We start from the raw sequence: 24477 nt of genomic DNA, 5'->3' as shown, positions 1-24477 counted from the left end.
ACTCCAAACCTGAACAGTGTTCTAGTAGAACGGTGTTCAGGTTAGGGTAGGCTCAACGGTGTGTCAACGCGGCTGATCAGGGCCGTGACGTCGGCCCAACCCGCCCGCCCAGCAAGGAGATCCGCGTGCGCCTGCACCGCGAGGACGTGCTCGCCGGAGCCCTCGGCCTGCTCGACCAGGACGGCCTGGACGGGCTCACCATGCGCCGCCTGGCCACGTCCCTGGGTGTCGGCCCCAGCGCCCTGTACTGGCACTACCGGGACAAGCAGGCCCTGCTGGAGGCCATCGCCGAGGAGATCATGAGCGGCGTCGCCGACGTCGACCCCGCACTGCCGCCGCGCGAGCGGACCGCCGAACTCGCCCGACGGCTGCGGCTCGCCCTGCTCGCCCGCCGGGACGGCGCCCGCGTGCTGTCCGGCACCTACGTCCGCCGGCCCAACACCCTCCGCTTCGGCGAGGTCGCCGTCCAGGCGCTCGCAGCCGCCGGCGTGCCGGAGACGGAGACCGCGCTGGCCTTCTTCACCCTCCAGGACTACGTCCTCGGCCACGTCATCGAGGAACAGAGCCGCGAGCACCAACTCGCCACCACCGACCGCACCCCGACGCCGGACGACGCCGAGACCAGCGACTACCCGGCCATCGGCACGGCCATCCGCCACTGGGCCGACCGCACCCCGGACGACCGCTTCGAGTACGGCCTGCGGCTGCTGCTCGACGGCCTAGACCGCCGCACCGCCGCCTGACCGCCGATCACCGACCAGTCACCCACCCATCAGTCACCCACCCGAGGGACGCGGCCATGGCATCGCACCCGACCCGTCGCGGAGTTCTCACCGGGGCCGCCGGGACGGCGCTGACCGCCGCGCTCCCCGCCACGGCGTACGGGACCGTCGAGCAGCTGCGTGCTCTCGAACGGGCGCACTCCGCCCGGCTGGGGGTCTTCGCCCGGGACCCGGCCACGGGCCGGACCGTGCTGCACCGCCCGGACGAACGGTTCCCGCTCTGTTCGACGTTCAAGACGATCGCCGTGGCCGCCGTCCTGCGGGATCTCGACCGGGACGGCGAGTTCCTCGCCACCCGCCTCAGCTACACCGACGAGGACGTCACGGCCTCGGGCTACGCGCCGGTCACGGGCCGGCCGGAGAACCTCGCGGGCGGCATGACGGTCGAGGACCTGTGCGCGGCCGCCATCGACCACAGCGACAACACCGCCGCGAACCTGCTGCTGCGCGAGCTCGGCGGTCCGAACGCGGTCACCCGCTTCTGCCGTTCCGTCGGCGACGGGGTGACCCGGCTGGACCGGTGGGAGCCCGCGCTGAACTCGGCCGAGCCGGGGCGGGTGAGCGACACCTCGACCCCCCGCGCCCTCGGCCGCACCTACGCCCGGCTCGCCCTGGGAGACGCCCTCGACGCACCGGACCGCGAGCGGCTCACCCGCTGGCTGCTGGCCAACACGACCAGCGGCCACCGCTTCCGTGCCGGACTCCCCGCGGGCTGGACCGTCGCGGACAAGACCGGCACCGGCGGCTACGGCACCACCAACGACGTGGGCATCACCTGGCCTCCCGGCCGGGGACCGATCGTGCTGGCCGTCCTGTCCACCAAGCACGACCCCGCCGCCCCCGCGGACGAACCACTGATCGCCGCCACCGCCGCGCTGCTGGCGGCAGCGCTGGCCTGACCACCGGCGGCCGCCGAGCCCTCCGGGCCCGCCCGCTCCGAGGCGGGCCCGGGGTCGTCGTCCGTCAGCCGGCCGCCGCTGTGGCAGCCGCCGTGGCGACGGTCACGGCCGCGATGGCCGCCACCGCGACGCGCATGTTCCGGATCGCCTGGCCGACCGACTCACCCGCCCAGTCGCCCGCGGCGATCTCCGCGAAGCGCAGCTCGACCCGCGCCCGGGGCAGGTCGGGGAAGGCCAGAGCGTGCAGCCGGGCGGCGTGCAGCAGGGCTATCAGGGTCGCGGTGCGGACGTCCGGCGCCACGTGGTGCCGGATCACGGCGCCCAGCCGCGCGCGGAGTTCACGCTCGACCGAGCCGTCCGCCTCCGGGTAGCGGCGGACCGGGAAGAGGCCGAGGACCCGGTGACGCTCCTCGACGACCAGGCCGCGCTCGCACAGCCGCTGCACGGTGGCCCGGACCGCCGTGGGGTGGTCCTTGGTCAGCCAGTCCGCCGCCTTCGCCTTGCCGGGGGCCTTGCGCCCGACCCACTCGGCGAGCCGCTCCAGGCGCTCGTCGAGCAGCGGGTCGCCGGTCGGGGTGCGGTCGGTGACGCTGAGCCGGCCTTCGTCGAGCGCGACCCGGCCCGCCAGCGCGAGCTCGGCGAGGAGACCTCCCGCCACCGCCCATCCGGCGCTCGAACCGTCCTTCGCCACACCGGACTCGTCGTCCAGCGAGAGCAGCATCAGCTCCTCGGCGAGGGTGACGTGCATGTGCTGTTTCCTTTCCCTGTTCGGACCGGACACCCCGCAGCCTGCCTGCCTACCGGCGGCCGCACCCGGGTGCCCTCAGCCAGCAACGCCCGCACCGGCGGCCGCGTTCCCTCGGTGCGGTCGGTCGAAGGTCAGTCGAAGCAGAAGAACGCCTGGTAGAGGGTGACCGGCCCGTCCGCGTCGGGGAGTTGCAGCGGGATGGTGCGGGCGAGATCCGCCCCGGAGAGCAGCGCGAAGCCGGCCGCGCGGGTGAGCTCGGCGAGCCGGTGCAGCTCGGTGCCGGGCTCCGGGCCCGACGCCTCGTCGGCGGGGAAGAGGCACTGCCCGGTCTCGTACCCGTCGGGGTGCAGGGCGAAGGCCGTGGCGTAGGGCCCGACGACGGACAGCCGCAGGACGGCGCCGCCGCCGGCCCAGCCGATCCGCCAGACCGAGGCGACGTCGCAGTTCTCGTCGGTGATGTCCTCGACCTGCCAGGACTGCGGGAGCGCCGCCCGGAACGGCTGGTACGGGTCCCGTTCGAGCAGTTTGACGATCTGGTGGTAGGTCGGGTGGCCCAGGCTGCCGTAGGCGCGGCGGGCGAACTCCTCGAAGGCCGCGGTCATCGCGGGTCTCCTCTCGGTGCGGTGCGGGGTGGTGCGGTGCGGTACGGGCCGGGCCCGGCGCCTCGGGAGGTCTCCGCGAGGCACCGGGCCCGATTTCAGCAGGGTGTCAGAAGGTCGTCAGGAGGGTTCAGTACCCCCGGCCTGACGGGTGTCCGTGGAGCTTGCCCTTCGCGTCCCGGTGGACGCGGACCTTCGTCTGCATCCGCCCCTTGGCGTTGGTGCCGACGGAGAAACCGAAGTCCAGCTCCCGAACCTCCTTGCCCTTCTTCTTCTCGATCACCTTCCCATGCTTCCAGGCGTGCTGGACGAAGCGGCGGGCGGAGGCCCAGCCGTGGAAGGTCGAGAGGCCGCCGCGCTTCTTCACCTCCCGGTGGTACTCCGGGGTCCCCCGCACGTGCCGGGCCTGCTTCTGCATCGAGATCTGGCAGACGGCGGACTTGTTGTGGGAGAGCGCCCAGCTGTCGCCCACCTGGACGGAGAAGGTGTGCTGGTCACCGATGGTGAGGTTGAACACCAGCTGGTCGACGACGAAGCCGAGGTCGTTGACCCTGGTCACGTCGCTGACGGTGCCGTCCGGGGCGATCAGCGCGTCGCCGGCCTCGACCTTGGCCGCGTCCGTCCAGCCCTTGCCGGTGACCCACAGCGGGTGCTCGGCGGTCGCCCGCAGCGGCTGCGTGCCGTCCGGGCCGGCCTGGATGTCGACGAGGTGCTTGGTGCCGTAGCCGACGATGACGTTGAGCACGGGCTCCGGCCGGGACTCCCCGGTGCCGGGGTCCGTGGACATCACGTAGTCGCCGACCTGGATCTGACCGATCGGCTGCTGCGAGCCGTCGGCCATCAGCACCGGGGTGTCCGGGGCGAAGGAGTTGCAGCCGGAGCTGCGGAACACCGAGCGCGCCCGGGAGGCGAAGCGGCCGGCCCGCGAGGCCGCCCGACCCGCCCGGACCGCCGTGAAGGCGCCCTTCACCGCGGTGTTGGCGCCGACCAGTCCGGACAGCGCGGTGACGCCCATCTCCGCCGCCTTGCGCCAGTTGCCCGTCGCGGCGTAGGAGATCGAGGAGACGGCCGCGGCCGCCGCACCGATCGGGCCGGGGATGTACGAGGCGACCTCGGAGACCTTGGCCACCACGTGGACCGTCTTCTTCAGCCACTTGGGCATGCCCCAGTTGCCGTCGAGGTCCGTGCAGTTGACCGGGTCGCCGGTGCAGTAGTCGTACGGGCCGGCGTTGCCGCCGGGCATCGGGTCGACCTGGAGGAAGCGGCCCAGGGCCGGGCTGTACAGCCGGGCGCCCATCAGGATGACGCCGTCCTGGGCCTCGGCGGAGCGCTCCTTGCCGCCCAGCCAGCCGTACCGCACGGCGGCCTGGCCGTCCTGCGGGATGCCGAACTCGTCGAAGTCCAGCACCACCGGCTTGGTCAGCGCGGTGTCGGTGGTGACGACCACCGAGCCGAACAGGTCGGTGAGCTGGAGCTGGACGTCACCGGTCCTGCTGGTGGTGGCGACCAGTTCGGTGTCCGGTCCCGAGATGTTGCGGGTGACGGTGCCCTGGGTGGTGTCCTCGACGGTCCAGCGGACCTCGTCGGAGTCGTCGCCGTAGTGGTTCAGCTTCGACGTGAGGTTGGCCCAGCTGCCGTCGGCCTGCTTCTTGCTGGTGGTGTAGGCGGTCAGGCGGTGGGCGGCGTCCAGCGCCCACTGCTGCTTGGTGTCCCCCTTCTCCTGGGCGGCGACCTTGTCGTTGGCCCAGTAGGTGTTGGTCGCGCCGGTGGCGGTCTTCACGGTTCGCCCGAAGGCGTCGTAGACGTAGCCGGCGTCGGTGAGCCGGTCGGCGCTGTCGTAGGTGTGGTTCTCGGCGACCGCGCCGGTGGTGCCGCACGAACCGTCCGCCGCGGCCGGCGTGGTGGTCTTCGACAGCCGGTTGGCGTGGGCGTCGAAGGCGTACTGCCGGGTGACGCAGCCGCTGGTGGTGCTGGACTGCTGGGCCTTCACCAGTCGGCCGAGGCGGTCGTACTGGTAGGTGCGGGTGGCGGTGGAGCTGGTGTTGCGGGCCACCTGGCCCTGGGTGGAGACGTCGCTGGTCTGCGCCCAGACGACCTTGTTGTCGGAGGTGCGGGTGTAGGTGCGGCCGGTGGCCTCGCCCACGGCGTTGTAGGTGTCCTTGCGGACGATGCCGCCGGGGTAGGTCTGCTCGACGAGCTGGCCGTCCGGCCCGTACGCGGCGGTGAACTCGCCGGCCACGCTGTCGTTGACCGAGGTGACCAGCCCGCGCGGCTCCTTCGCGCGGTCGTAGGTGTAACTGGTGGACCCGGTCGGGTCGGTGACCTTGACCGGCTTGCCGAACCTGTCGAACTCGGTGGTGGTGGTGCCGCCGTCGGCGTCCGTGTAGGAGATCAGCCGACCCAGCTGGTCCATCACGCGGGTCAGCGACTTGCCGTCGGTGGTGGTCCTCACCGCGTCACCCGTCGCCGGGTCGTACTCGGTGGTGACCTTGGGCAGCGGCTGGCCCTCGTCCGAGGTGATCTCGGTGGAGGTGACCCGGTCGGCCCCGTCGTAGGTGGTGACGGTCCTGCGGGTCTTGCCGGCGTTGGTCTCGGTCGTCTCCTCCGGCTCGCCGAACGGCGAGTAGCGGGTGATCCGCTTGACCGGCAGGGTGGTCGGCATCCGGGTGCCGTCCGCGCCCGTCACCGGGCCGCCGGGCAGCGTGACACAGGGGCTGCCGGCCCACTCGGGCCGGTTGCCGCAGCCGGGGTCGTCCGGGTTGGCGCCGGCCGTGTAGAACACCGACTTCACGGTGCTCGCGTCGGCGCCGGTGCCGTCGGGCTTGCGGGACTCCACCGCGCGGCCGGCCGCGTCGTACTTGACGTACGCCGTCAGCTTGGCGCCGAGCGCGTCGGTGGTGACCGAGGTGGCCACCCGCAGCTGCCAGCCGGAGACCCCGCCGATCGGCGCGTCGTAGCCGTTCTTGCTGACCCGCAGCTCCACGTCGTCGGCGTAGCCGTCGATCCGGGCGCCGTCGGTGGAGGTGGTGACCAGGTGGTACGCCTTGCCGTCCGGCTTCCCCTCGTCGTAGACGTGGGTGTTGTGGTCGCGCGCGAGCACCGGGGTGCCGGCGGCGAGGGCCGGGTTGAGCGTGGTCTTGGTCAGGGTGACCCGGTCCAGACCCGCCTGGTAGTACGGCGCGACGGCCGCCGGGTTCTTCCCGGTGACGGTGAGCCGCAGCTCGTGGTCGCCGCGGGCGAGCCGGACCGTCGAACCCGCCGTGTAGGAGGTGGTGGTGACGGTCGGGTTGTACCCGTCGAAGGTGCCGCCGACGTTCTGGCCGTCGATCGACAGCTGGACCACGCCGTAGTCCGCGGCCTTCGTCAGCAGCGCGGTCAGCTGGTACTCGCCCTCCTCCGGCACGGAGACCCGGAAGGACGCGTTGTCCCCGACCTGGTCGGCGGCGAGGAAGACGTGGCTACCGCCCGACCAGCCGGCGCCGGCGCAGCACTGGGCGAGCGTCTGCACCCGCAGCGGGTCGGTCGCGCCGAGCTGGACGAGGCTCTCGCCCTCGGCGGTGAACACGGCCGGCGTGGTCTGCCCGGCGACGGCCTCGGCGAGCGAGGCGCGGTAGACCGGGCCGAGCGTCTCCGCGACGTCCAGGCCGTCCGACGTGTAGACGGTCCGGTGGTCCAGCAGCCGGGCCCGGGACGCGGAGTCGGCCGGCAGGCCCAGCTCCGCCACGAAGCGCTCGGCGTCCGGGTGGGTGCCGAGGGCGATCGACCGGTCGGTGGCGTCCAGGGAGCGGACGGCGTGGCCGTAGCGGTCGTACTCGGTGGTGTCGATGTCACCGCCGGGGGTGACGGACGGGGTCGCGGTGTTGACCTCGCTGCCGGAGGCGTTGAGGTAGTGCACCGTGGCGGCCCGGTAGCCGTCGGGGCCCGGCGTCGCCGCGCTCGCGGTGGCGGTGCCCGGGTCGTCCTCGGGGCCGAACAGCGCGGTGGCGTCGGTCGGTGCGTCGGTCTGCGCCCAGGCGGCGACGTCCGGACCGGACATCGCGTACGGGCCGCCCGCGCCGCGGGTCAGCGGCACGTCGTAGACCACCTTGGTGGCGATCTCGCCGTCGACCTGGTCCTTGCTGCCCGGTGCCAGCGAGGCCCGGCGGACCTTCAGCAGCCGGCCCGGGTCCTGGTCGGCCGCGGCCCTGCCGTAGTCGAAGTTCCACGGCAGCTCGCCGGCCGGCGCGATCCGGGTGACCCGGCCCGCGTCGTCGTAGGCGTACGTGGTCTTCAGCGGGGTGGCCAGGCGCGGGTCCCACACCTGGGCGAGGCGGCCGCGCTCGTCGTACGCGTAGTGCGCGATCTCGACGGCCTCCTGCTTGGCGGTCACCGGGTTCCACGACCAGGCCTTGACGGCCCGCACCCGGTCGGTGAAGTCGCCGGGGGTGCCGGCGACGGCCGTGGTGGCGGTCGCGTAGTCGTAGTCGGTGACCTCGCAGCCGCGCGGCAGCGGGTCCACGGTGCAGCCGTTGGCGTCGTCCACGCCCGGCTCCACCGGGGCGATCACCCGCTTGACCTGCGAGCGCCGGTCGGTGGAGTCGTAGACGTAGCGGGTGGTGGAGGCCGCGTCGGGCCCGGTGGCGGACTGCACGGTGTACACGTCCGAACCGCTCTGCCGGGCGAACACCGTGGTGGAGCCGTCGAGTTCGGTCAGCGTGTAGGTGTCGCCGGTCGCCTTCAGCGCCAGGTGCTCCGAGCCCGGCTCGGGGAACAGCGAGCCGTCCTGGGCCCGGGCGAAGGTGAGCGCGGTGTCGTCGACGCCCTTGAGGACGGCGGCGTCCACGCTCGGGAAGGAGAGCGAGACGTAGTCGGCCGACTCGCCGAGCGCCCCGCCGGCCCACTGCGGGCCGAACGGCGCGACCAGCTCGCGCACCGACATGTTGTCGAAGTAGACCGGCTTGTCGGCGTTGTCCGAGTGCCCGTTGTAGAGCCGGATCTGCGCCTCGGTGGCGTCCGCGGCGAGCGTGACGTCGGTGGTCAGCTCGGCCCAGGCGTCGGTGTACGGCGCCTTGCGGGACACCGTGGTGGTCAGCGCGTCGGCCTTGCCGTGCACGACCACGATCCGCATGCCGCGGTCGTCGTACCCGGCGGTCAGCCCGGTCGAGGACGGCACGTAGACCCAGGCCTTGACCCGGTAGGTGTGCCCGGGCTTCATGCCCAGCTGGAGACCCCCGGAGCCGCCCAGCAGGGCGTAGGTGTCACCGGTCTTGTTGGCGTCCGGCAGCACCTTCAGCGAGTCGGTGGACGAGCCCTGGCCCCGGTCGGTGGCGCGCAGCGCGGTGCCGGGGGTGGCCAGGAAGCCGGTGGTGTCGGTGGACACCTGCTGCTGGTTCGCGGTCAGCCGCTCGCCCTGCTCCTGCCAGCCGCGGTCGGTGCCGCGCGAGGAGGAGGAGCGCTTGGTGGCCATGCCGAACTCGTCGGCGTCGGTGACGTGCACCGCGTAGTCGCCGGTGAGCAGGTTCACCGAGCCCGGGCCGACGTCCTTGGTCGCGGCGCCGTCGGCGTTCGGGTCGGCGGTGAAGGTCGACCAGGCGGTCGGGTACGGCGCGTCGGTGTCCTTGTCCGTGAAGAGCACGGCGCGGACCTGCACCACACCGCCGACCTGGCCCAGCGACTCCAGCACCGACCAGTTGGCGTGGTCGCCGAGCTCGGCCAGGCGCGGCCTGGTGCCGTTCACCGGGGTGTTGTCGGCCTTGGTGAGGTGGGCGGCCGGGATGTCGTACTCGGTGGCGCCCGGGCCACGGCGGTACTGCCAGGTGATCCGGGTGAACTGGGTCTGGGCGTCGACCGCCAGCTTGACCCGCTTGGCGGCCTGCGAGCCGTCCACCGGGGAGACCACGCCGGCCTTGCCGACCCGGAAGGTGTAGACGGCCGGGTCGGAGAGGTTGTCCGCCCGGTCCTTGGTCTGCACCTTCAGGACGTGCGTGCCGTCGGTGGGCGGGGTGATCGAGGCGGTGGTCGCACCGGTCGCGTCCACCGTCGCCGGCGACTTGCCGTCCAGGGTGTAGACGTAGCCGACCACGTCGTCGGTGCCGGTCGGCGGGGTCAGGGTGAAGCGGCCCGCCTGGCCGGCGGTGCCGTGCCAGGCCTCGTCCGACGGGTAGTCGGGCGAGGTGACGAAGGGCGCGCCGGGCCTGGTGGTGTCGGCGACGACGACCACGTCCTGCGGGGCCCACGGCGAGTTGTCGGTGCCGTCCCAGAGGCGGGCGCCCATCGAGTAGGTGACGCCCTCGTCGAGCTTGGCGAGGCCGAAGTCGGCCGGCTTCACCTGGGCGTAACTGCCGTTCGGGACCTCCTTGTAGACGCGCTTGACGAAGACGCCGGCGCGGTACAGGTCGAAGTCGGCGCCGACCCGGCCGCCGCCGTCGGGGTCACTGGCCAGCACCTGGAAGGTGGGCGTGGCCGAGGAGGTGTAGCGCGGGTTGCCCTGCCGGGCCGGGAACACGTCCACCGCCGGCGGGGCCGTCGGGATCGTGTTGTAGGTGACGGACAGGTAGGGCGGGTTGGAGCCCTCGGAGGAGTCGAACTTCTTCCACGAGTACGCGTTGCCCTCGGTGGAAGCGCGCAGGCCCAGGGCGTTGTTGGCGTAGCCGTTGTCCGACCAGGCGGCCACCAGGCTGGTCACGTCCTGGTTGACCCAGGCATTGCCGCAGCCCGCGGCCTCGTTGCCGGTGGTGGTGTTGCTGGTGGCCCACATCTTGTTCCAGCCCGGCTGGTTGGTCCAGCGGGTGCCGGTGGACGCCAGGCCGGTGTCCCAGACCTCCCAGGACCACGGCTCGCAGGACCACGAGTGGAACATGTAGAGGTTCAGCTTCGCCGAGAGGATGTGCTTGCCGTGGTACGGCCCCTCCGGGAAGTGCAGGAACGAACGGGCGACCTGGCCGCTGCCGTTGTTGCCGAGCTTGAGCTCCGGCGAGGAGGACTGGTCGGTGGTGTAGCCCTGCTGGACGAAGGTGTCGAAGGACGGCCCGACGGCGAGCGCCGGGTCGATCGTCACCGGGTAGCTGGTCGCCGGGTCGGTCAGGAAGCCCGCGTCCGGGGTGAAGACCAGCTCGGCCTCGGCACCGGAACCGCGCAGTTCCATCGCCACCGGCGCCCGGTGGGTGTGCTCCTGGGACTTCGGGTCGACCGCCGCGTCCCACATCACGGGGGCGGGGATCTTCGCCTGCACCTTGCCGGAGCCGCGCTCGGTCAGCTCGATCGAGCCGTCGTCCTTGCGGGCCACGTCCAGGCCGCTGGTGTCGATCGGCAGGGTGATCGTGCCGGCCTGGGAGACGGCCGAGCGGTCCTTGACGATCAGGTACTGCTCGAAGCCAGTCCGGGTGGCCTCCAGGACGAGGTCCACGCCCGGGCGGGCGTCGGTGTAGGTCGCCCGGCTGCCGTTCAGCTTGGGCTTGGGGAGGCGGCCGAGCCAGCCGAGCTGGACCTGCTGCTCGCCGGTGCCGACCTTCACCAGCTTCTGTTCGGCGGGCTTGGGTGCCGGCTGGTCGGCAGCGGGCTGCGGCGCTTCGGCTGCGGCCAGGGTGACGGCACTGCGCGCGGCGGCGCGGGAGGCGTGCTCGGGTGCGGGAGGCGCGGCAGGTGCGGCCGGGACGGCCGGTGCGGCAGCGGCCGGGGCGATGCTGTCGCCGGTCTTCACCGAGGCGTCGCCGCCGGCGAAGGTCAGGCCCTCGGGATGCACCTTGGGAGCCACCGAGCCGTCGGCCGTCTCGACCAGGGTGGTGTCGACGGGCACCCAGGCGTCGCCGACCTTGACCCGCACCGGACCGGTGGCGGTGTCCTGGGTCAGCGTGCCCTCGGGGTTGGCCCAGAGCGTGGTGGTGGCCGTCCGGGCGCCGGTCACCTCGACCCGACGCCCGTTCAGCCGGGCCGCCAGCAGCGCCGAAGCGGTGTCCGGTGCCTCGTTGACCGGCGCGGTGGCCGGGGCTTTCGGCTTCGCCGCGGCGGCGGACGCCGGTGAGAGGGCGTCGAGCGCGACGCCGGCCTCCACCAGCAGCCCGAGCGCGGCGAGTACGGCTATGCGCCGCACCCGCCGCGTCGTGAAGGCCCCGCCCGCGAACGCGGGCGAGGCGTGGATCCTTCGTTTCAAGGGATTTCTCCGGGTATAGCGAGTCGTATAGCCAGGGCAAAGACCTGCCCTCCTATCCAAGATCGCAGAGCCCGGGAAGGCGAAAGTGCCAATTCAGATCTCGAATCGGCAAAGTTGCCGCGCCACGATGCCCGTTGTGCCCCGGTATCACCGGGGAAGGTTGACTGTGCGTCAGTTGACCGCAAACCTCACATTGTTCGCTCACATCCGGTCCGTCCCCCGAAGAACGGCGGGGGTCCACGCAACCGATTTGACGGCCGGCGATCACGGCGGCGATAGTCATTTCACGAACGGCGGAACGGCACCGAACTCCCTCCGGATCCGAACCGCAGGAGAGGACGAGGTCGATGCAATTCCGGATCCCCGCCCGCGTCGCGCTGGCGGCCGCCCTGGCCACCGTCCCGGCGCTGGCCGGCACCGGTATCGCCGGGACGGCCCAGGCCGCCACCGCACCCGAGTCGTTCCTTCAGATCGTCGCCCACCAGGACGACGACATCCTGTTCATGAACCCGGACCTCAGCCGGGAGTACGCGGCCCCGTCCGTCACCGTCTACCTGACGGCCGGTGAGACGGTGGACGCCCGCTTCCCCAGCCCCTGCGCCTACGCGGCCAGCCGGGACACCGGCGCGCGGGCCGCGCACGCCCGGATCGCCGGCGTCACCGCCCCGACCTGGACCGTCACCCCGCTGCGCCTGTCCAACGGCAGGACGGTCGAGGTCGACACCCTGGACCAGGCGCCCCAGGTGAAGCTGGTCTTCCTCAAGCTGCACTCCAGCGGCGACAAGAACTACCCCGGCGGCACCGGGCAGACCACGCTGGCCGGCCTGTTCGGCGCGGGCTCCGGCGGCTCCTCGGCCGTCACGACGCTCGGCAGCCTCCCGGCGGACGGCGCGTGCGACGCCGCCTACGCCGGCCAGTCCTACCGCCACGACGACCTGGTGGCCTCGCTCACCGAGCTGATGAACCGCTTCCGGCCGACGGTGGTGCTGGCCCAGGACCCGCGGGTCGCCTACAACTACACCCGGGACATCACCAACCTCGCCGACAACTCCGACCACATCGGCGGTGCGCGATTCGCCGGAAAGGCCGCGCTCGGCTACCACGGGCCCGACGGAAACGGCCACTTCCTGCTGCGGAACTACCGCGACTACAACGTCCGGATCGATCCGGAAAACGTCTCCCCGGGCGTGGCGGACGACAAGCGGAAGACGTTCCTGGCCTATCTCGGCCCCAATCGCAACGGCGTCACCGGAAACTACTCCGGAAAGTACGATCCGCAGCCCGATCCGAACGAGGCCAATTTCTACGCGATGTTCCCGGCCCGCCAGTACGTGCGCTGGTCCAACGGCACCGCCCGGTCGGTCCTGGACGGCGCCGGGTCGCTGAACGCCTTCGGCGTGCTCGACGGCCGGGTCCAGGCCTGGCGCGAGTCCGCGCCCGGCGGCGACTGGTCCGGCCCGACGGCCGTCCCGGGCGGCGAGGGGCTCGCCCCCTCCCTCGGTGTGGTGAAGGACGCCGCCGGGCTGATCCACCTGTTCGGCATCCGGCTCGACGACAACCGGATCGTCACGACGGCCCAGACCGCCCCCGGCACGTGGAGCGGCTGGACCGACCTCGGCAACCCCAACCCGGCCGACCCGCAGTACGTCGGCAGCCCGGTGCCCGTGCTCGGCCACAACGGACTGCTGACCGTCCTCGTCCGCAACGGCGGGGGCGGCGTGAGCGCCGTCTCCCAGCTCCCGCAGGGCGGCTGGACGGCGAACTGGGCGGACCTCGGCGGCGGCTGGGTCCGTGACGGCCTGGCCGCCGCCCTCGCCACCGACGGCCGGGTCGACGTCTTCGCCCCCGCCAAGGACGGCATCCGGCACTGGCGGCAGTCGGCCCCGGACGGCCCCTTCGTCCAGGACGCCGCCTTCCTCGGCCCCGCCCCCGCCGGACCGCTCACCGTCGGCCGCAACGCCGACGGCCGGCTCGAACTCTTCTACCACCAGGCCCACACCGGACAGGTCGTCACCCAGTACGTCCGGGCGGACGGTTCCTGGACCACCACGCCCGACGCGATGGGCGGCCCGGCCGCCCTGGAGGGCGTCTCGGTGGCGACCGGCGCCGACGGCCGGATGACCGTCGCCACCCGCAACGGCGGCGGCGGGGTCAGCCTGGTCTCCCAGAGCGCCCCCGACCACGGCTTCGCGACCACCTGGCCGGACCTCGGCAAGGTGATCATCGGTGCGCCGACCGTGACGGTGGACGCCGCCGGCCGCAGGGTCGTGCTGGCCTTCGGCCGGGACGCCACCCTCCACGCCGCCCGCCAGACCGCCCCCGGCGCGGACAGCCCCTTCGGCAGCTGGCAGCAGATCGGCGGCTGACGCCAGGGCCCCGGCTCACTGTCCCTCAGGCACCCAAGGGTCGGCCCACCGGGTCACAGGTCGTTCCCGGCGTACGACAGGTTGAAGCTCTTGTTGGTGAGCGGGAAGTCGGGCACGATCGTGTCCGCGAGCGCGACCGGCAGGGCGGGCCAGTTGAAGAAGGACGGATCGACGATCTTGACGCGGCCGAGTCGGCCCTCGGGGGTCAGTTCGATCCGGGTCGCGACGGTCCCGCGCCAGCCCTCGGCCAGGCCGCTGCCACTGCCACTGCCACTGCCACTGCCCGATCCGTGACCGCCCCGCGGCGGTGGCCAGTTGGCGGTGACCCTGAGCGGCAGCCCGTCGGCGAGGCGCTCGGCCAGGGCGAGTGAGGTCTGCGCCTCCTGGGCCCGGACGCGGAAGCGGGCGAGGACGTCACCGCCCGTCAGGACATGGCTGGTGAGGGCGCCGCCGTGGTCGTGCTCGGGATGGGCGAGACGGGCGTCGGTGGCCAGACCGCTCGCGCGGGCGACCGGGCCGAGACACCCGAGACCCTGAGCGGCATCCCGGGCGAGGACCGCGGTGCCGGTGAAGCGGTCGAGGATGGTGCGGTGGCCGAGGGCGAGGTCGACCAACTCCGCCACGTCACCGGCGATCGCCCGCAGCCGCTCGGCCGGCGGCAGCGCGAGCAACGCACAGCCGCCGGGCCGGACGCCGCCGCGCAGCAGCCGGTGGCCGGTGATCTCCCGGTTGAGCCGCAGGAGTTGTTCCCGGATGCGCCAGGCGTGGGCGTTGAGGATGCCGTGGCCGACGTCGTTGCACAGCGCGCCGAGGTCGGCGACGTGGTTGTGGACGCGTTCGAGTTCGAGCAGCAGCGCGCGGGCGGCCCGGGCCTCGGCGGGCACGGTGGTGCGGGTGGCCTGTTCGAGGGCGCGGCAGTAGGCGAGGGCGTGGCCCACGGCGGTGTCGCCGCTGACGCGTTCGGCCAGGGCGACGGCCTCGACCGGGTCCTGGCCCTCGAAGTGCCGCTCGATGCCCTTGTGGACGTACCAGAGCCGGGCCTTGAGCTTGAGGATGGTCTCGCCGACCACGGAGAAGCGGAAGTGCCCGGGTTCGATGAGGCCGGCGTGGACGGGGCCGACCGGGATCTCGTACACGCCCTGCCCCTCGACGGTGAGGAAGGGGAACGGGCCCTCGGGTTCGCCGAACGGCGGGGGCGGCCCGGCGTCGGGGCGCATCGGGTACCAGCCGCGCGGCCAGTGCGGGTGGCGGACGAGCCGCCGGGGCAGCGGGTGGTCGAGCGGGACGATGCCGTGCAGGTCGCGCATCTCCCGCTCGAACCGGCCGGCGGGGAAGGAGATTCCGGCGAGGCTGGGGACGGCGGGTTGCCGTGGGTCGAGGTGGACGTGCAGCTCGGTGCGGGTGTCGGGCGGTCCCTGGACGAAGAGGTACACCACCCGGACCTCGCCCGGGTCGTGGTGCGCCGCGACCAGTGCGAGCCGGTTGCCGGCGGCGAGCAGGCCGGCCGCCCGGGTGGGGAGTTCGGACGGTTCGAGGTCGATCGTGGCGCGGTGGACGGACGGCACGGTCAGTGGCCTCCGATCCGCGCGGCCGCGGCCAGCAGCTCGTTCAGCGGCTGGATGGTGATCCCGAGGGCCGCGCAGACGGCGAGTCCGGCCGCCGGCGGCGCCCAGACCGCGAACCCGGCCCGCGCCGGGGCCGCCGCGCCGTCGGGCCTGGGCCCGAGCAGCATCCGGGCGGTGCGCGCGGTGATCGCGGCGAACGAGGCCAGCACGAGGACCAGGGCGACCACCACGGCCCAGCCGAGTGGGGAGTCGAACCCGGCGCGGGCGATGGCGAGTTCGGAGGCGAAGAGGCTGAACGGCGGCAGCGCGAGCAGGGCGAGCACGGCCAGGCCGAAGGCGCCGCCGAGCGCGGGGGCGCGGGCGAGCAGACCGCGCACCCGGCCGATCCGGGTGGTCCGGGTCAGGTGCAGGATGTGTCCGGAGGAGCAGAACGCGACGCCCTTGGCGAGCCCGTGGCCGGCCATGTGCAGCAGCAGGGCGGAGACCGCGAGCCGGCTGCCGACGGCGGCGGCCAGCGTGATCAGGCTCATGTGCTCCATGCTGGAGTAGGCGAGCAGACGCTTGTAGTCCCGCTGTCCGAGCAGCAGGGCGGTGGCGACGGTGAGGGTGAGCAGCGCCGTCCAGAGCAGCATGCTGCGGGCGAAGTGGGTGCCGAGTGCGGCGTCGGCGATCAGTTTGTAGCGCAGCACGGCGGTGAAGGCGACCGCCAGCAGGACGCCGGACATCAGCGCCGAGACCGGGGCGGGGGCCTGGCTGTGGGCGTCGGGCAGCCAGGCGTGCAGCGGGACGAGACCGGCCTTCGCCCCGAACCCGAGCAGGGCGAGCGCCGCTCCGAGCCGTACGGTCCGTTCATCGAGGCGGTCGGCATTGGCGAGCAGGGTCGGCCAGTCCAGCGCCTCGGCCTCGGAGATGCCGGCGTGCCGGGCGGCGTAGTAGACGAGGACGGTGCCGAGGAAGGCCAGGGCGATGCCGGCCGAGCAGATCACCACGTACTTCCAGGCGGCCTCGACGCCGGCGCGGGTGCGGCGGTGGCCGACCAGGAAGGCGGTGACGATGGTGGTGGCCTCGACGGCGACCCAGAGCACGCCGAGGTTGGCGGTGAGGGTGGCCAGGGCCATGGCCGCGAGGAACAGGTGCACGAGGACGCCGAAGCGCTGCGTCGAGCCCTGGTCGGCGTGCCCGCCGGCGCGTTCGCCGGCCAGGTGGGCGGGGGCGGCGGCACAGGCCAGCGCGCCGACCGTGCCGACGCCGAGCAGGATCCACACCGCCAGCGCGTCGGCGCGCAGCAGCCCGCCGTACGCGGACCGCGGGCCGTGGCCGGGGACGTCGGTGGCGAGGGCGGCGGCGCAGGCCAGGATCGCGCCCGGGGAGAGCAGCCCGGCCCACGCGGTGGCGGGCCGCCACCCGGTGACGGCGTAGCCGCCCGCGACGGCGGCGGGCGCCACGATCGGCAGGGTGAGCAGGAGCACGGAGGTATCGGGGGGCATCAGTCGTGCAGCCTCCGCAGGTCGTCGAGGTCGGTGCTGCCGAAGGCGGCACGCATCCGGGTGGTGAGGATCTGTAGCACGAGGACGGCGAACAGGACGTCGAAGGAGACGCCGAGTTCGACGATCAGCGGTACGCCGGAGGTGGCGAGGAAGGCGACGGCGGTGATCCCGTTGTCGACCAGCAGGAAGCCGACCACCTGGGAGAGCGCGTGGCGGCGGGTGACCAGGGCGAAGAAGCCGATCAGGACGACGGCCAGCCCGACCGGCAGCGCCCGGGTGGCGGGCGAGGGCGCGAGTTCGGTGAGCGGGCGGGCGACGGCGTAGGCGAGCAGGGTGAGCGCGGCGGCGGTGAGCAGCGACGCGGCGACGTTGACCAGTGGCGCGGCCTCCTGCGCACCGCCGCTCGCGGCGAGGGCGCGACGCATCAGGTGGGGCAGCACGGCGGCCCGCAGGACGGCGATGCCGGCGGCCACCCCGAGCAGCTCCCAGCGGTGCTCGTGGACGGCGAGCAGCGCCGCGATGGCGGCGAGCGCCGCGCCCTGGGCGGCGAACACCCGGACGATGGTGGCGAGTTCACGCCGCCACAGGACCAGCACGGCGGCGAGCAGCAGGATCCCGCAGGCGAGATCGAGCAGTTGGGTGAAGGTGCCGTCGCTCATCGGCCGCGGCCCCGGGTCCAGGGGTTCATCGACGGGCTCACTCTCCGGTGAGGAAGTAGGAGGAGGCCACGGCCAGCAGCGCCAGCAGGAAGGAGCCGGCGAGCAGTTCGGGCACCCGGAACAGACGGACCTTGGCCCAGCACACCTCGGCCGCGGCGAGCAGCGCCCCGAGCACCGCGACCTTGACGGCGAACAGCGGCAGGGCGAGCAGGACGGCCCCGGCGCTCGCGCCGGTGGCGATGCCCCACGGCGCGAACAGCGCGGCGAGCAGGCCGAGCAGGACGGTCAGCCGCATCTGGGTGCCGAGTTCGACGAGCGCGAGGTCCGGTCCCGCGTACTCCAGCACCATCGCCTCGTGGATCATCGTCAGTTCGAGGTGGGTGGACGGGTTGTCCACCGGCAGCCGGCCGGTTTCGGCGAGGACGACCACCGCCAGGGCGAAGGCGGCCAGCAGTCCGGCGGGGGTGGCGAGCCGGGCCGGGTCGTGGACGGCACCGGCGACGATGGCGGCCAGGTTGGTGGAGCCGGCCGGGATGGACAGGGCGAAGACCGCCATCAGCAGGGTCGGTTCGACCAGGGCGGCGACGGTCATCTCGCGGGAGGCGCCCATGCCGCCGAAGGCCGTCCCGGTGTCCAGGCCGGCCAGGGCCAGGGCGACGGTCCCGAGGGCCAGCAGCGCGACCACGACGATCAGGTCGGCGGAGTCGCTGACCGGGGTGTCGGTGGACGCCAGCGGTACCAGGGTGGCGACCACGGCGGTGGTCGCCACCAGCAGCAACGGGGCGGCGCGGAAGGCCCAGCCGGTGCCGGTGGCGGTGACGGGTTCCTTGCGCAGCAGCTTGCGCAGGTCCCGCCAGGGCTGGCCGGGGCCGGGCCCGGCGCGGCCCTCCATTCGGGCCCGCACCTGGCGCATCAGCCCGGCGAGCCAGGGCGCGCCCGCCGTCACCACGGCCGTCTGGCCGACCATCGCCACCGCTCCGACGGCACTCATCCGCCCGCCTCACCGCGCTCAAGACACGCCCTGGGCCGAAGATGCCCCGATCGCCCGCTCACCCGGTCACCGCCAGCGCGACCAGCAGGGTGATCAGCCCGAGGAATCCGTACCCGAGGTAGCGGTGGACGCTGCCGTCGGCCAGTCGGCGGGCGGCCCGGCCCGCCTCGGCGAGCAGGGCCAGCACCGGCCGGTAGAGCCGGTGTTCGATGCGGTCCGGGACGGTCCGCTGGTACCGGACGCGTTCCACCAGGTACGCGGCCTCGCGCACCGGGGTGACGTCGATGTCCTGCTCCGGGGCGAGGACGTCGTCGAAGACCCGCTGGAGCGGCTCGGCGAAGGAGGTCGCGGTGTACTCCATCCGGGCGGTGGGCGCGCCCGCGCCGCAGTCCCACAGCGGGGCCTGTCGGCGCCGGGGCGCGCGGGCCACCAGCCGCAGCAGCAGGGCGAGCAGGAGGACGGCGGCGACCGGGGCGAGTGCCAGCCAGAGCGGGGCGAGCACGCCGGACACCTGGGCCAGCCGCAGGTGCAGTCCGGGCGCGTCCACCGGACGGCCTCCGGCCAGCCCGGCCGCGGCGGTGGCCCGGGCCAGTCCGTCGGCCAGCATCCCGGGGAACAGCGCGAGCGCGGCGCAGGCGGCGGCGAGCAGGCCCAGGCCCGCCAGCACGGCCCGCGGGCTCTCGACGGCGGCCGCGGCGGCGGCACTGCGCGGGCGGGCGAAGAACCCGACGCCCAGGGCCTTCACGAAGGCGGCCGCCGCCAGCCCGGCGGAGAGCGCGATCGCGGCGATCGCCACCGGCAGCATCACGGCGGTGGCCACGCCGGGCACCGCCAGGCCGTGGATCAGCGACTGCAACAGCAGCCACTCGCTGACGAAGCCGTTGCCCGGCGGCAGCGCGACCGCGCCGAGCGCCCCGACCGCGAACAGCGCGCAGGTGACCGGCATCCGGGCGCGCAGCCCGCCGAGCGCGTCCAGGTCCCGGGTGCCGGTGGCCCGCAGCACCGAGCCGGCCGCGCAGAACAGCAGCGCCTTGAACGCCGCGTGGTTGACCACGTGCAGCAGGGCCGCGGCCAGGGCGAGCGCGGCCAGCGGCCGGTCGCCGCCCTGCGCGAACAGGCCCGCCGCGCCGACGCCGAGCAGGACCAGGCCGAGGTTCTCGCAGGTCGAGTACGCCAGCAGGCGCTTCAGGTCGGTGGCGACGGCCGCCTGCACGATCCCGTACACCGCCGACAGCGCGCCGAGCCCGATGGTCAGCAGCCACCACCAGCGCGGCCCGCCACCCAGCAGGTCGAAGCCGACCCGGACCAGGCCGTACGCACCGAGGTTGACCATGGCGGCGCTCATCAGCGCGGAGACGTGGCTCGGCGCCTCCGGGTGGGCCCGGGGCAGCCAGGCGTGCAGCGGCACCATGCCCGCCTTGGACCCGAAGGCGGCGAGCGCCAGGACGAACACCGTGCCCCGGACGGCGGGTGGGAGCGAGTCGGCGGCGGCGCGCAGGGCCGCGAAGGACTGGCCGCCCGCGCGGGCCGCGAACAGCAGCAGGGCGATCAGCAGCAGGACCAGGCCGAGGTGGGTCATCACCGCGTACCAGAGCCCGGCCTCGCGCACCGCCCGCCGGTGCCGGTGCTCGGCCAGCACCAGCAGCAGCGAGGCGGCCGCCATGAGCTCCCACAGCAGCAGGAAGGTGGAGACGCTGGCGGCGGCCGGCACCAGGATCAGGGTCCAGGCGAAGACCGGGAGCAGCGCCTGCACCGGGCGGGACGTCAGACCGTGTCCGGTGTAGCCGATCCCGTACACGGCGACCGCCGCCACCACGCCCCCGGAGACGGCCGTGAACAGCCCGGACAGGGCGTCGACGGCCAGCTCGACCCCGGCGAGCGGGAGCAGCTCCGGGAAGCGGGCGGCCCAGTGGGCGCCGCCCAGGGCCGCCGTCCCCGCCACCGCACCGGCCGCCCCGACCCCGGCGGTGCACACCCCGACGGCGGCCGCCCGCCCGCGCTCGGGTACCAGCAGCGCGGCGGCGCTGCCGGCGGCGGCCAGCGCGCTCGCGGCACCGAGTGCCGGGCCGACCGCGCTCACCGGCCGGTCACCCGGCGCAGGGCCGCCACGATGGCGGCCGGTTCGGGCGGGCAGCCCGGCACCTCCAGGTCCACCGGCACCACGTCCCGGACGGCGCCCTCGACTCCGTAGGCGCCGGCGAACAGGCCGCAGTCGCGCGCGCAGTCGCCCACCGCCACCACCAGTCGGGGCTCCGGCACGGCCTCGTACGTACGGCGCAGCGGCTCGGCCATGTTGCGGGTCACCGGGCCGGTGACCAGCAGCACGTCCGCGTGCCGGGGCGAGGCCACCAGCCGGGCCCCGTACCGCTCCGCGTCGTGGACCGGGCCGAACGCGCCGCCGATCTCGATCTCGCAGCCGTTGCACGACCCCGCGTCCACGTGCCGTACCTGCACCGAGCCGCCGAGGGCGCGGGCCTGCGGCGGGGCCTCCTCGGCGGTGGGTGCGGGCGGGGCGGGCTCGGCCACCCGCCCGGTGTCACGGATCTTGCGCAGCAGACCCACGTCCGACCTCTCCGCCCCGGCGAGGGTTCACCCCGCAGCCGATTCCGTCCGCCTGGGTGCACCGTCCCTCTCGGAACGTGACCGTCTTGCGGACTTTCGGAGATTAGCAACTGCTGGGGTTCGCAGAACAGCATGCCGCCGGGGCGGTTCAGCCCTTCGGGGGAACGCCCGGGCCGGCCGGGACCGGTCCGGTGCTCAGGTGGTCCGCAGGTCGTCCAGCAGTTCGGCCTGGCCGGTGATGACGTGGCTGAGGATGCCCCGGGCGACCGTGAGGAGTTCGGCGACCTCGGGGGTGGTGAGACGGTAGAGGACGGTCGAGCCCTCGCGGCGCGAGGCGACCAGCCGGGCACGGCGCAGCACGGCGAGCTGCTGGGACAGGTGCGCGGCCTCCACGCCGACCTCGGGGAGCAGCTCGGCCACGGCGTGTTCCCGGTGGCTCAGCAGCTCCAGGACCCGGATCCGCACCGGGTGGCCGAGCGTCTTGAAGAACTCGGCCTTGAGCTGGTACAGCGGCACGCTGACCACCGGAGGCGGGGTGGGGGTTTCGGCGTTCACGTCGTCACCGTCTCCATCAGCGCTCGAAAGCGGACCTCTACCTGATCCAACTTTAGCAATTGCGCAGTTCAGACGATCACCAAGGACATTCCCGCCGCCGCCCTCCGTCAGAGACACCACACCCGAAGGGCGGCGGCGAGTACGAGGGCAGCCCTGCCGACCAGCAGGGGGGAGCGGACGCCCGGGCCTCGGCGGTGGCGCCGCACACCTGGCGCGGTGCAGCACGACCCGCCCGGCACCAGGTACGGAGCGGACGACACCACGGCGCTTCGGCCCGGTGAGATACGCGCTCCGACTCCTTCACTGTCCTCGCAGTTGCCAATCTTAGCAAATGATAAAGTCACCGCAGGGAGGCATCCGGAAGCGCCTCCTTCGGCAGGCCGCCCCGGAACCGACGCCGGGGCGGCCGGGCCGAGCTCTCCCCCGAGGTGGCGTCGCCGCTCATGGCCGGCGCTCCTGGTGCCGGGTGGCGGGGCGGTCGTGGCGGGGCCGGGGGCGGATGTGCAGCCGCTGGCCGGTGAGGGCGGCCTCGGCGAGGCGTTCACGCAGGGTGGTCAGGTCGACGAGGTCGGCGGCCGTCTGCGTGCCGTGGTCGTCGAAGGGGGTGATCTCGAAGCGCAAGGGCGTCCTTTCGGGTCAGGGTGCGGGTGTGACGAGCGGGGGCCGCCAGGGCTGCTCCCGGGGTGCGCTCATCGGTCGGCGTTTCATGCCGTGGCGTCCGCGAGGACGCCGGTGGTGTGCAGTTGGGTGCGGGCGTGGGCGATGGCGTCGGGGGTGTGGGCGAAGACTCGCCCCGCCGCGTGCAGCTCGTCCAGGACGCCCAGGGCGTCCAGGGTGCGCCGGTGGCCGGGCTTGACGCCGGAGACCAGGACCAGGATGCCCCGCCGTTCCAGCTTGCTGATCGCGTCGCCGAGGACGAGGGCGCCGGTGGAGTCGATGGCGGTGACCTGGGACAGGCGCAGGATCACGGCCTTGACGTCGGCGGTTTCGGCGAGCTGGAGGAGGAAGCGGTGTGCGGCGGCGAAGAACACCGGGCCGTCTATCCGGTAGGCGACGATGTGCTCGGCGAGCAGCGCCTGCTCCTCCTCGTGGTGGTCGGCCGGAGCCAGGCCGTCGTGCAGCGGCACCTGCTGGAGCAGCGCGGACCGGGCGACCTGGCGCAGGGCCAGGATCCCGGCCGCGGCCAGGCCGACGATGACGGCGGTGACCAGGTCGAAGGCGAGGGTGGCGGCGGCGGTGAGGACCAGGATGGCGGCCTCGCCGCGTCCGCTGCGGGCGAGCGCGCGCAGCGAGGCGACCTCGACCATCCGCACGGCGGTGGCGATCAGTACGCCGGCGAGCGCGGCCAGCGGGACGTCCTCGACGAGCGGGGCGGCGGCGAAGACCACGACGGCGAGCACGGCCGCGTGGACCAGCGCGGCGAGCCTGGAGGCCGCGCCGGAGCGGACGTTGACGGCGGTGCGGGCGATCGCACCGGTGGCGGCGACACCACCGAACAGCGGAGCGACCAGGTTGGCCACCCCCTGGCCGAACAACTCCCGGTCGCTGTCGTGACGTTCGGAGACGCTCATCGCGTCGGCGGCGGTCGCGGACATCAGCGACTCCAGCGCCGCCAGGGCCGCGACCGCGAGGGCGGCGGTGAGCAGGTGCGGGACGGCCCCGAGGTCGAGGAAGCCCAGGGACGGCAGCGGCAGGCCGTCGGGGAGGTGTCCGATGGTCGCCACGTCCAGGTGGGCGAACCGGGCCACCAGGGTCGCGCCGACCACGGCGATCAGCGAGAACGGCAGGCCCGGGCGCACCCGGGCGCCGACCAGCATCAGCGCGGCGACGCCGCCCGCCAGCGCGAGCGCCGCCGGGTGCGGATGCCGGGCGAAGTCGGCGACGGCCTGGCCGGCGACGACCACGACGTTCTCGGCGTTGCTCTTCGTGACGCCGAGCGCGGCGGGCACCTGCTGGAGCCCGATCACCCCGGCGATGCCGAGGGTGAACCCCTCCACCACCGGGGCGGGGACGTAGGCCATGAAGCGGCCGGCCCCGCCGAGGGCGAGGCCGATCAGCAGCACACCGGCGATCAGCCCGACGGTCAGCACGCCGGAGGTGCCGTACTGGTGCACGATCGGCACCAGTACCACGGTCATCGCCCCGGTGGGCCCACTGACCTGGAGGTTCGATCCGCCGAACAGTGCGGCCAGCGCGCCGGCGACCACGGCGGTGGCCAGCCCCGCCTCCGCGCCGGCCCCGGAGGCGACCCCGAAGCCCAGCGCGAGCGGCAGCGCGACGATCGCCACCGTCAGACCTGCCAGCAGGTCCTTGCGCGGCGAACGCCCCATGGTGGCGAGGATCGCGCGGTTCGGCAGCACGGCCCGGATCCGTCGGGTGACCTGGACCGTCAGGGTGGTCCGCGAGGCGCTCACGCGGCCTTCCCCCGCTCGCCCTGCCCGGCGTCCTCGCGCAGCTCGGCGAGCAGCGCCTCCTGGTCGGTGATCATCTCGGTGAGGATCCGGCGGGCCGCCCGCAGCAGCTCGGCGACGTCCGGCGTGCTCAGCGCGTACACGACGGTGTTGCCCTCGCGGGTGGCCGTGACCAGGTTGCTGCGGCGCAGGACGCCGAGCTGCTGGGAGAGGCTGGAGGGCTCGATCTCCATGGCGCCGAGCAGTTCGCGCACCGGGCGCGGACCGTCCTGGAGCAGTTCCAGCACCCGGATGCGCGCCGGGTGGCCGAGGGTGCGGAAGAACTCCGCCTTGGCCTGGTAGAGCGGGACGGCCATGCTCAGACTTCTTCCTGTTCCTCGGTGACGTGCTCGACCTCGATGCCGTGCCGGCCGGCGATCCGCAGGAGCTCGGAGACCCGCCCGGCGTACGCCTGGGCGCCGTCCTCGTCGCCTGCCGCCCGCGCGCTCGCCCGCTGCCGGCGGGCCTCGGCGAGCTGCTCGCGAAGCTCCTGGTCGAAAACGTCGCTCATGCGCCCCTCCTCGCCGCGGGCGCTGCCGCGCGCGGCCACACTCCGGTCGAAATACAAGGCAGCATCATCTATGAACTTGAAGAATTCTTCAAGTTCCGATCATTGCAGGTCGGCATTCACTCGCCGGGGGGACGACCTCCAGGAGGCCGGCTGGCTCGGCGGCCTGCACGACGTG

At 73.6% G+C, this 24477-nt stretch carries 17 protein-coding genes; 3 read left to right on the top strand and 14 right to left on the bottom strand.

Going from position 1 to position 24477, the window contains the following annotated elements; all coding sequences use genetic code 11:
- Positions 1-125 precede the first annotated feature (125 nt).
- Both ABTY15_RS23550 and bla read left to right on the top strand, forming a co-directional pair.
- Entirely contained in the window at positions 126-743 is a 618-nt protein-coding gene (locus tag ABTY15_RS23550; RefSeq protein ID WP_350597874.1) for a TetR/AcrR family transcriptional regulator C-terminal domain-containing protein, read from the top strand.
- A 56-nt stretch (positions 744-799) separates the two neighbouring features.
- Positions 800-1681: a class A beta-lactamase gene (gene bla / locus ABTY15_RS23545; protein WP_350597868.1), complete on the top strand. Its 882-nt coding sequence runs from the start codon at positions 800-802 to the stop codon at positions 1679-1681.
- A 64-nt stretch (positions 1682-1745) separates the two neighbouring features.
- Here bla and ABTY15_RS23540 read toward each other — a convergent pair whose 3' ends face one another.
- The 3 genes from ABTY15_RS23540 to ABTY15_RS23530 all read right to left on the bottom strand — a co-directional run bounded on the left by ABTY15_RS23540 (position 1746) and on the right by ABTY15_RS23530 (position 11156).
- Positions 1746-2429 (bottom strand): GOLPH3/VPS74 family protein, encoded by a 684-nt coding sequence (locus tag ABTY15_RS23540; RefSeq protein WP_350597862.1) that lies wholly within the window; start codon positions 2427-2429, stop codon positions 1746-1748.
- Positions 2430-2560: 131 nt separating this feature from the next.
- Positions 2561-3031: a hypothetical protein gene (locus ABTY15_RS23535; protein ID WP_350597855.1), complete on the bottom strand. Its 471-nt coding sequence runs from the start codon at positions 3029-3031 to the stop codon at positions 2561-2563.
- A 127-nt stretch (positions 3032-3158) separates the two neighbouring features.
- Complete coding sequence (locus ABTY15_RS23530; protein ID WP_350597850.1) at positions 3159-11156, bottom strand: DNRLRE domain-containing protein; 7998 nt, start codon at positions 11154-11156, stop codon at positions 3159-3161.
- Positions 11157-11503: 347 nt separating this feature from the next.
- Here ABTY15_RS23530 and ABTY15_RS23525 point away from each other — a divergent pair, with 347 nt between their 5' ends.
- Positions 11504-13522, top strand: a complete 2019-nt coding sequence (locus tag ABTY15_RS23525) for a DUF8189 domain-containing protein (protein ID WP_350597840.1) — start codon at positions 11504-11506, stop codon at positions 13520-13522.
- 53 nt (positions 13523-13575) lie between these two features.
- Here ABTY15_RS23525 and ABTY15_RS23520 read toward each other — a convergent pair whose 3' ends face one another.
- From ABTY15_RS23520 to ABTY15_RS23470, 11 genes are all read right to left on the bottom strand, one after another.
- On the bottom strand, positions 13576-15087 hold the full coding sequence (locus ABTY15_RS23520) for a hydrogenase large subunit (protein ID WP_350597833.1): 1512 nt from the start codon (positions 15085-15087) through the stop codon (positions 13576-13578).
- A 2-nt stretch (positions 15088-15089) separates the two neighbouring features.
- Positions 15090-16574, bottom strand: coding sequence for a proton-conducting transporter transmembrane domain-containing protein (locus tag ABTY15_RS23515; RefSeq protein WP_350597829.1), 1485 nt, complete (start codon positions 16572-16574; stop codon positions 15090-15092).
- Positions 16574-17233 carry a hypothetical protein gene (locus ABTY15_RS23510; protein ID WP_350597825.1) on the bottom strand — a complete coding sequence of 220 codons (660 nt, stop codon included), beginning with the start codon at positions 17231-17233 and terminating at the stop codon, positions 16574-16576. Before ABTY15_RS23510 ends, ABTY15_RS23515 begins: the two co-directional genes overlap by 1 nt.
- Before the next feature lie 37 nt (positions 17234-17270).
- Positions 17271-18224 (bottom strand): respiratory chain complex I subunit 1 family protein, encoded by a 954-nt coding sequence (locus ABTY15_RS23505; RefSeq protein ID WP_350597821.1) that lies wholly within the window; start codon positions 18222-18224, stop codon positions 17271-17273.
- Between the two features lie 58 nt (positions 18225-18282).
- The gene (locus tag ABTY15_RS23500) at positions 18283-20304 is read right to left on the bottom strand and encodes a proton-conducting transporter transmembrane domain-containing protein (RefSeq protein WP_350597817.1); all 2022 of its coding nucleotides are present in this window, start codon (positions 20302-20304) and stop codon (positions 18283-18285) included.
- Positions 20301-20786, bottom strand: coding sequence for an NADH-quinone oxidoreductase subunit B family protein (locus ABTY15_RS23495; protein WP_350597813.1), 486 nt, complete (start codon positions 20784-20786; stop codon positions 20301-20303). The genes ABTY15_RS23500 and ABTY15_RS23495 overlap by 4 nt, the downstream gene beginning before the upstream one ends.
- Before the next feature lie 195 nt (positions 20787-20981).
- Complete coding sequence (locus ABTY15_RS23490) at positions 20982-21341, bottom strand: ArsR/SmtB family transcription factor (RefSeq protein ID WP_350597808.1); 360 nt, start codon at positions 21339-21341, stop codon at positions 20982-20984.
- A gap of 441 nt (positions 21342-21782) precedes the next feature.
- Positions 21783-21962, bottom strand: coding sequence for a DUF8834 family protein (locus ABTY15_RS23485; protein ID WP_350597801.1), 180 nt, complete (start codon positions 21960-21962; stop codon positions 21783-21785).
- A gap of 83 nt (positions 21963-22045) precedes the next feature.
- Positions 22046-23671 carry a SulP family inorganic anion transporter gene (locus ABTY15_RS23480; RefSeq protein ID WP_350598075.1) on the bottom strand — a complete coding sequence of 542 codons (1626 nt, stop codon included), beginning with the start codon at positions 23669-23671 and terminating at the stop codon, positions 22046-22048.
- An 80-nt stretch (positions 23672-23751) separates the two neighbouring features.
- On the bottom strand, positions 23752-24108 hold the full coding sequence (locus tag ABTY15_RS23475) for an ArsR/SmtB family transcription factor (RefSeq protein WP_350597794.1): 357 nt from the start codon (positions 24106-24108) through the stop codon (positions 23752-23754).
- 2 nt (positions 24109-24110) lie between these two features.
- Complete coding sequence (locus ABTY15_RS23470) at positions 24111-24302, bottom strand: hypothetical protein (protein ID WP_350597787.1); 192 nt, start codon at positions 24300-24302, stop codon at positions 24111-24113.
- Positions 24303-24477 lie beyond the last annotated feature (175 nt).

Origin of the sequence: Kitasatospora sp. NPDC097643 (genome assembly GCF_040302625.1) — a bacterium.
Classification (GTDB): domain Bacteria; phylum Actinomycetota; class Actinomycetes; order Streptomycetales; family Streptomycetaceae; genus Kitasatospora.
Note: the sequence above shows the minus strand (reverse complement) of the source record. Positions and strands in the feature narration are given on the sequence as shown.

Coding starts and splice junctions, on each gene's coding strand:
- ABTY15_RS23525 (WP_350597840.1), top strand. CDS start 11,504: ATGCAATTCCGGATCCCCGCCCGCGTCGCGCTGGCGGCCGCCCTGGCC.
- ABTY15_RS23470 (WP_350597787.1), bottom strand. CDS start 24,302: ATGAGCGACGTTTTCGACCAGGAGCTTCGCGAGCAGCTCGCCGAGGCC.
- ABTY15_RS23540 (WP_350597862.1), bottom strand. CDS start 2,429: ATGCACGTCACCCTCGCCGAGGAGCTGATGCTGCTCTCGCTGGACGAC.
- ABTY15_RS23505 (WP_350597821.1), bottom strand. CDS start 18,224: ATGAGTGCCGTCGGAGCGGTGGCGATGGTCGGCCAGACGGCCGTGGTG.
- ABTY15_RS23515 (WP_350597829.1), bottom strand. CDS start 16,574: ATGCCCCCCGATACCTCCGTGCTCCTGCTCACCCTGCCGATCGTGGCG.
- ABTY15_RS23475 (WP_350597794.1), bottom strand. CDS start 24,108: ATGGCCGTCCCGCTCTACCAGGCCAAGGCGGAGTTCTTCCGCACCCTC.
- ABTY15_RS23535 (WP_350597855.1), bottom strand. CDS start 3,031: ATGACCGCGGCCTTCGAGGAGTTCGCCCGCCGCGCCTACGGCAGCCTG.
- ABTY15_RS23480 (WP_350598075.1), bottom strand. CDS start 23,671: ATGGGGCGTTCGCCGCGCAAGGACCTGCTGGCAGGTCTGACGGTGGCG.
- bla (WP_350597868.1), top strand. CDS start 800: ATGGCATCGCACCCGACCCGTCGCGGAGTTCTCACCGGGGCCGCCGGG.
- ABTY15_RS23510 (WP_350597825.1), bottom strand. CDS start 17,233: ATGAGCGACGGCACCTTCACCCAACTGCTCGATCTCGCCTGCGGGATC.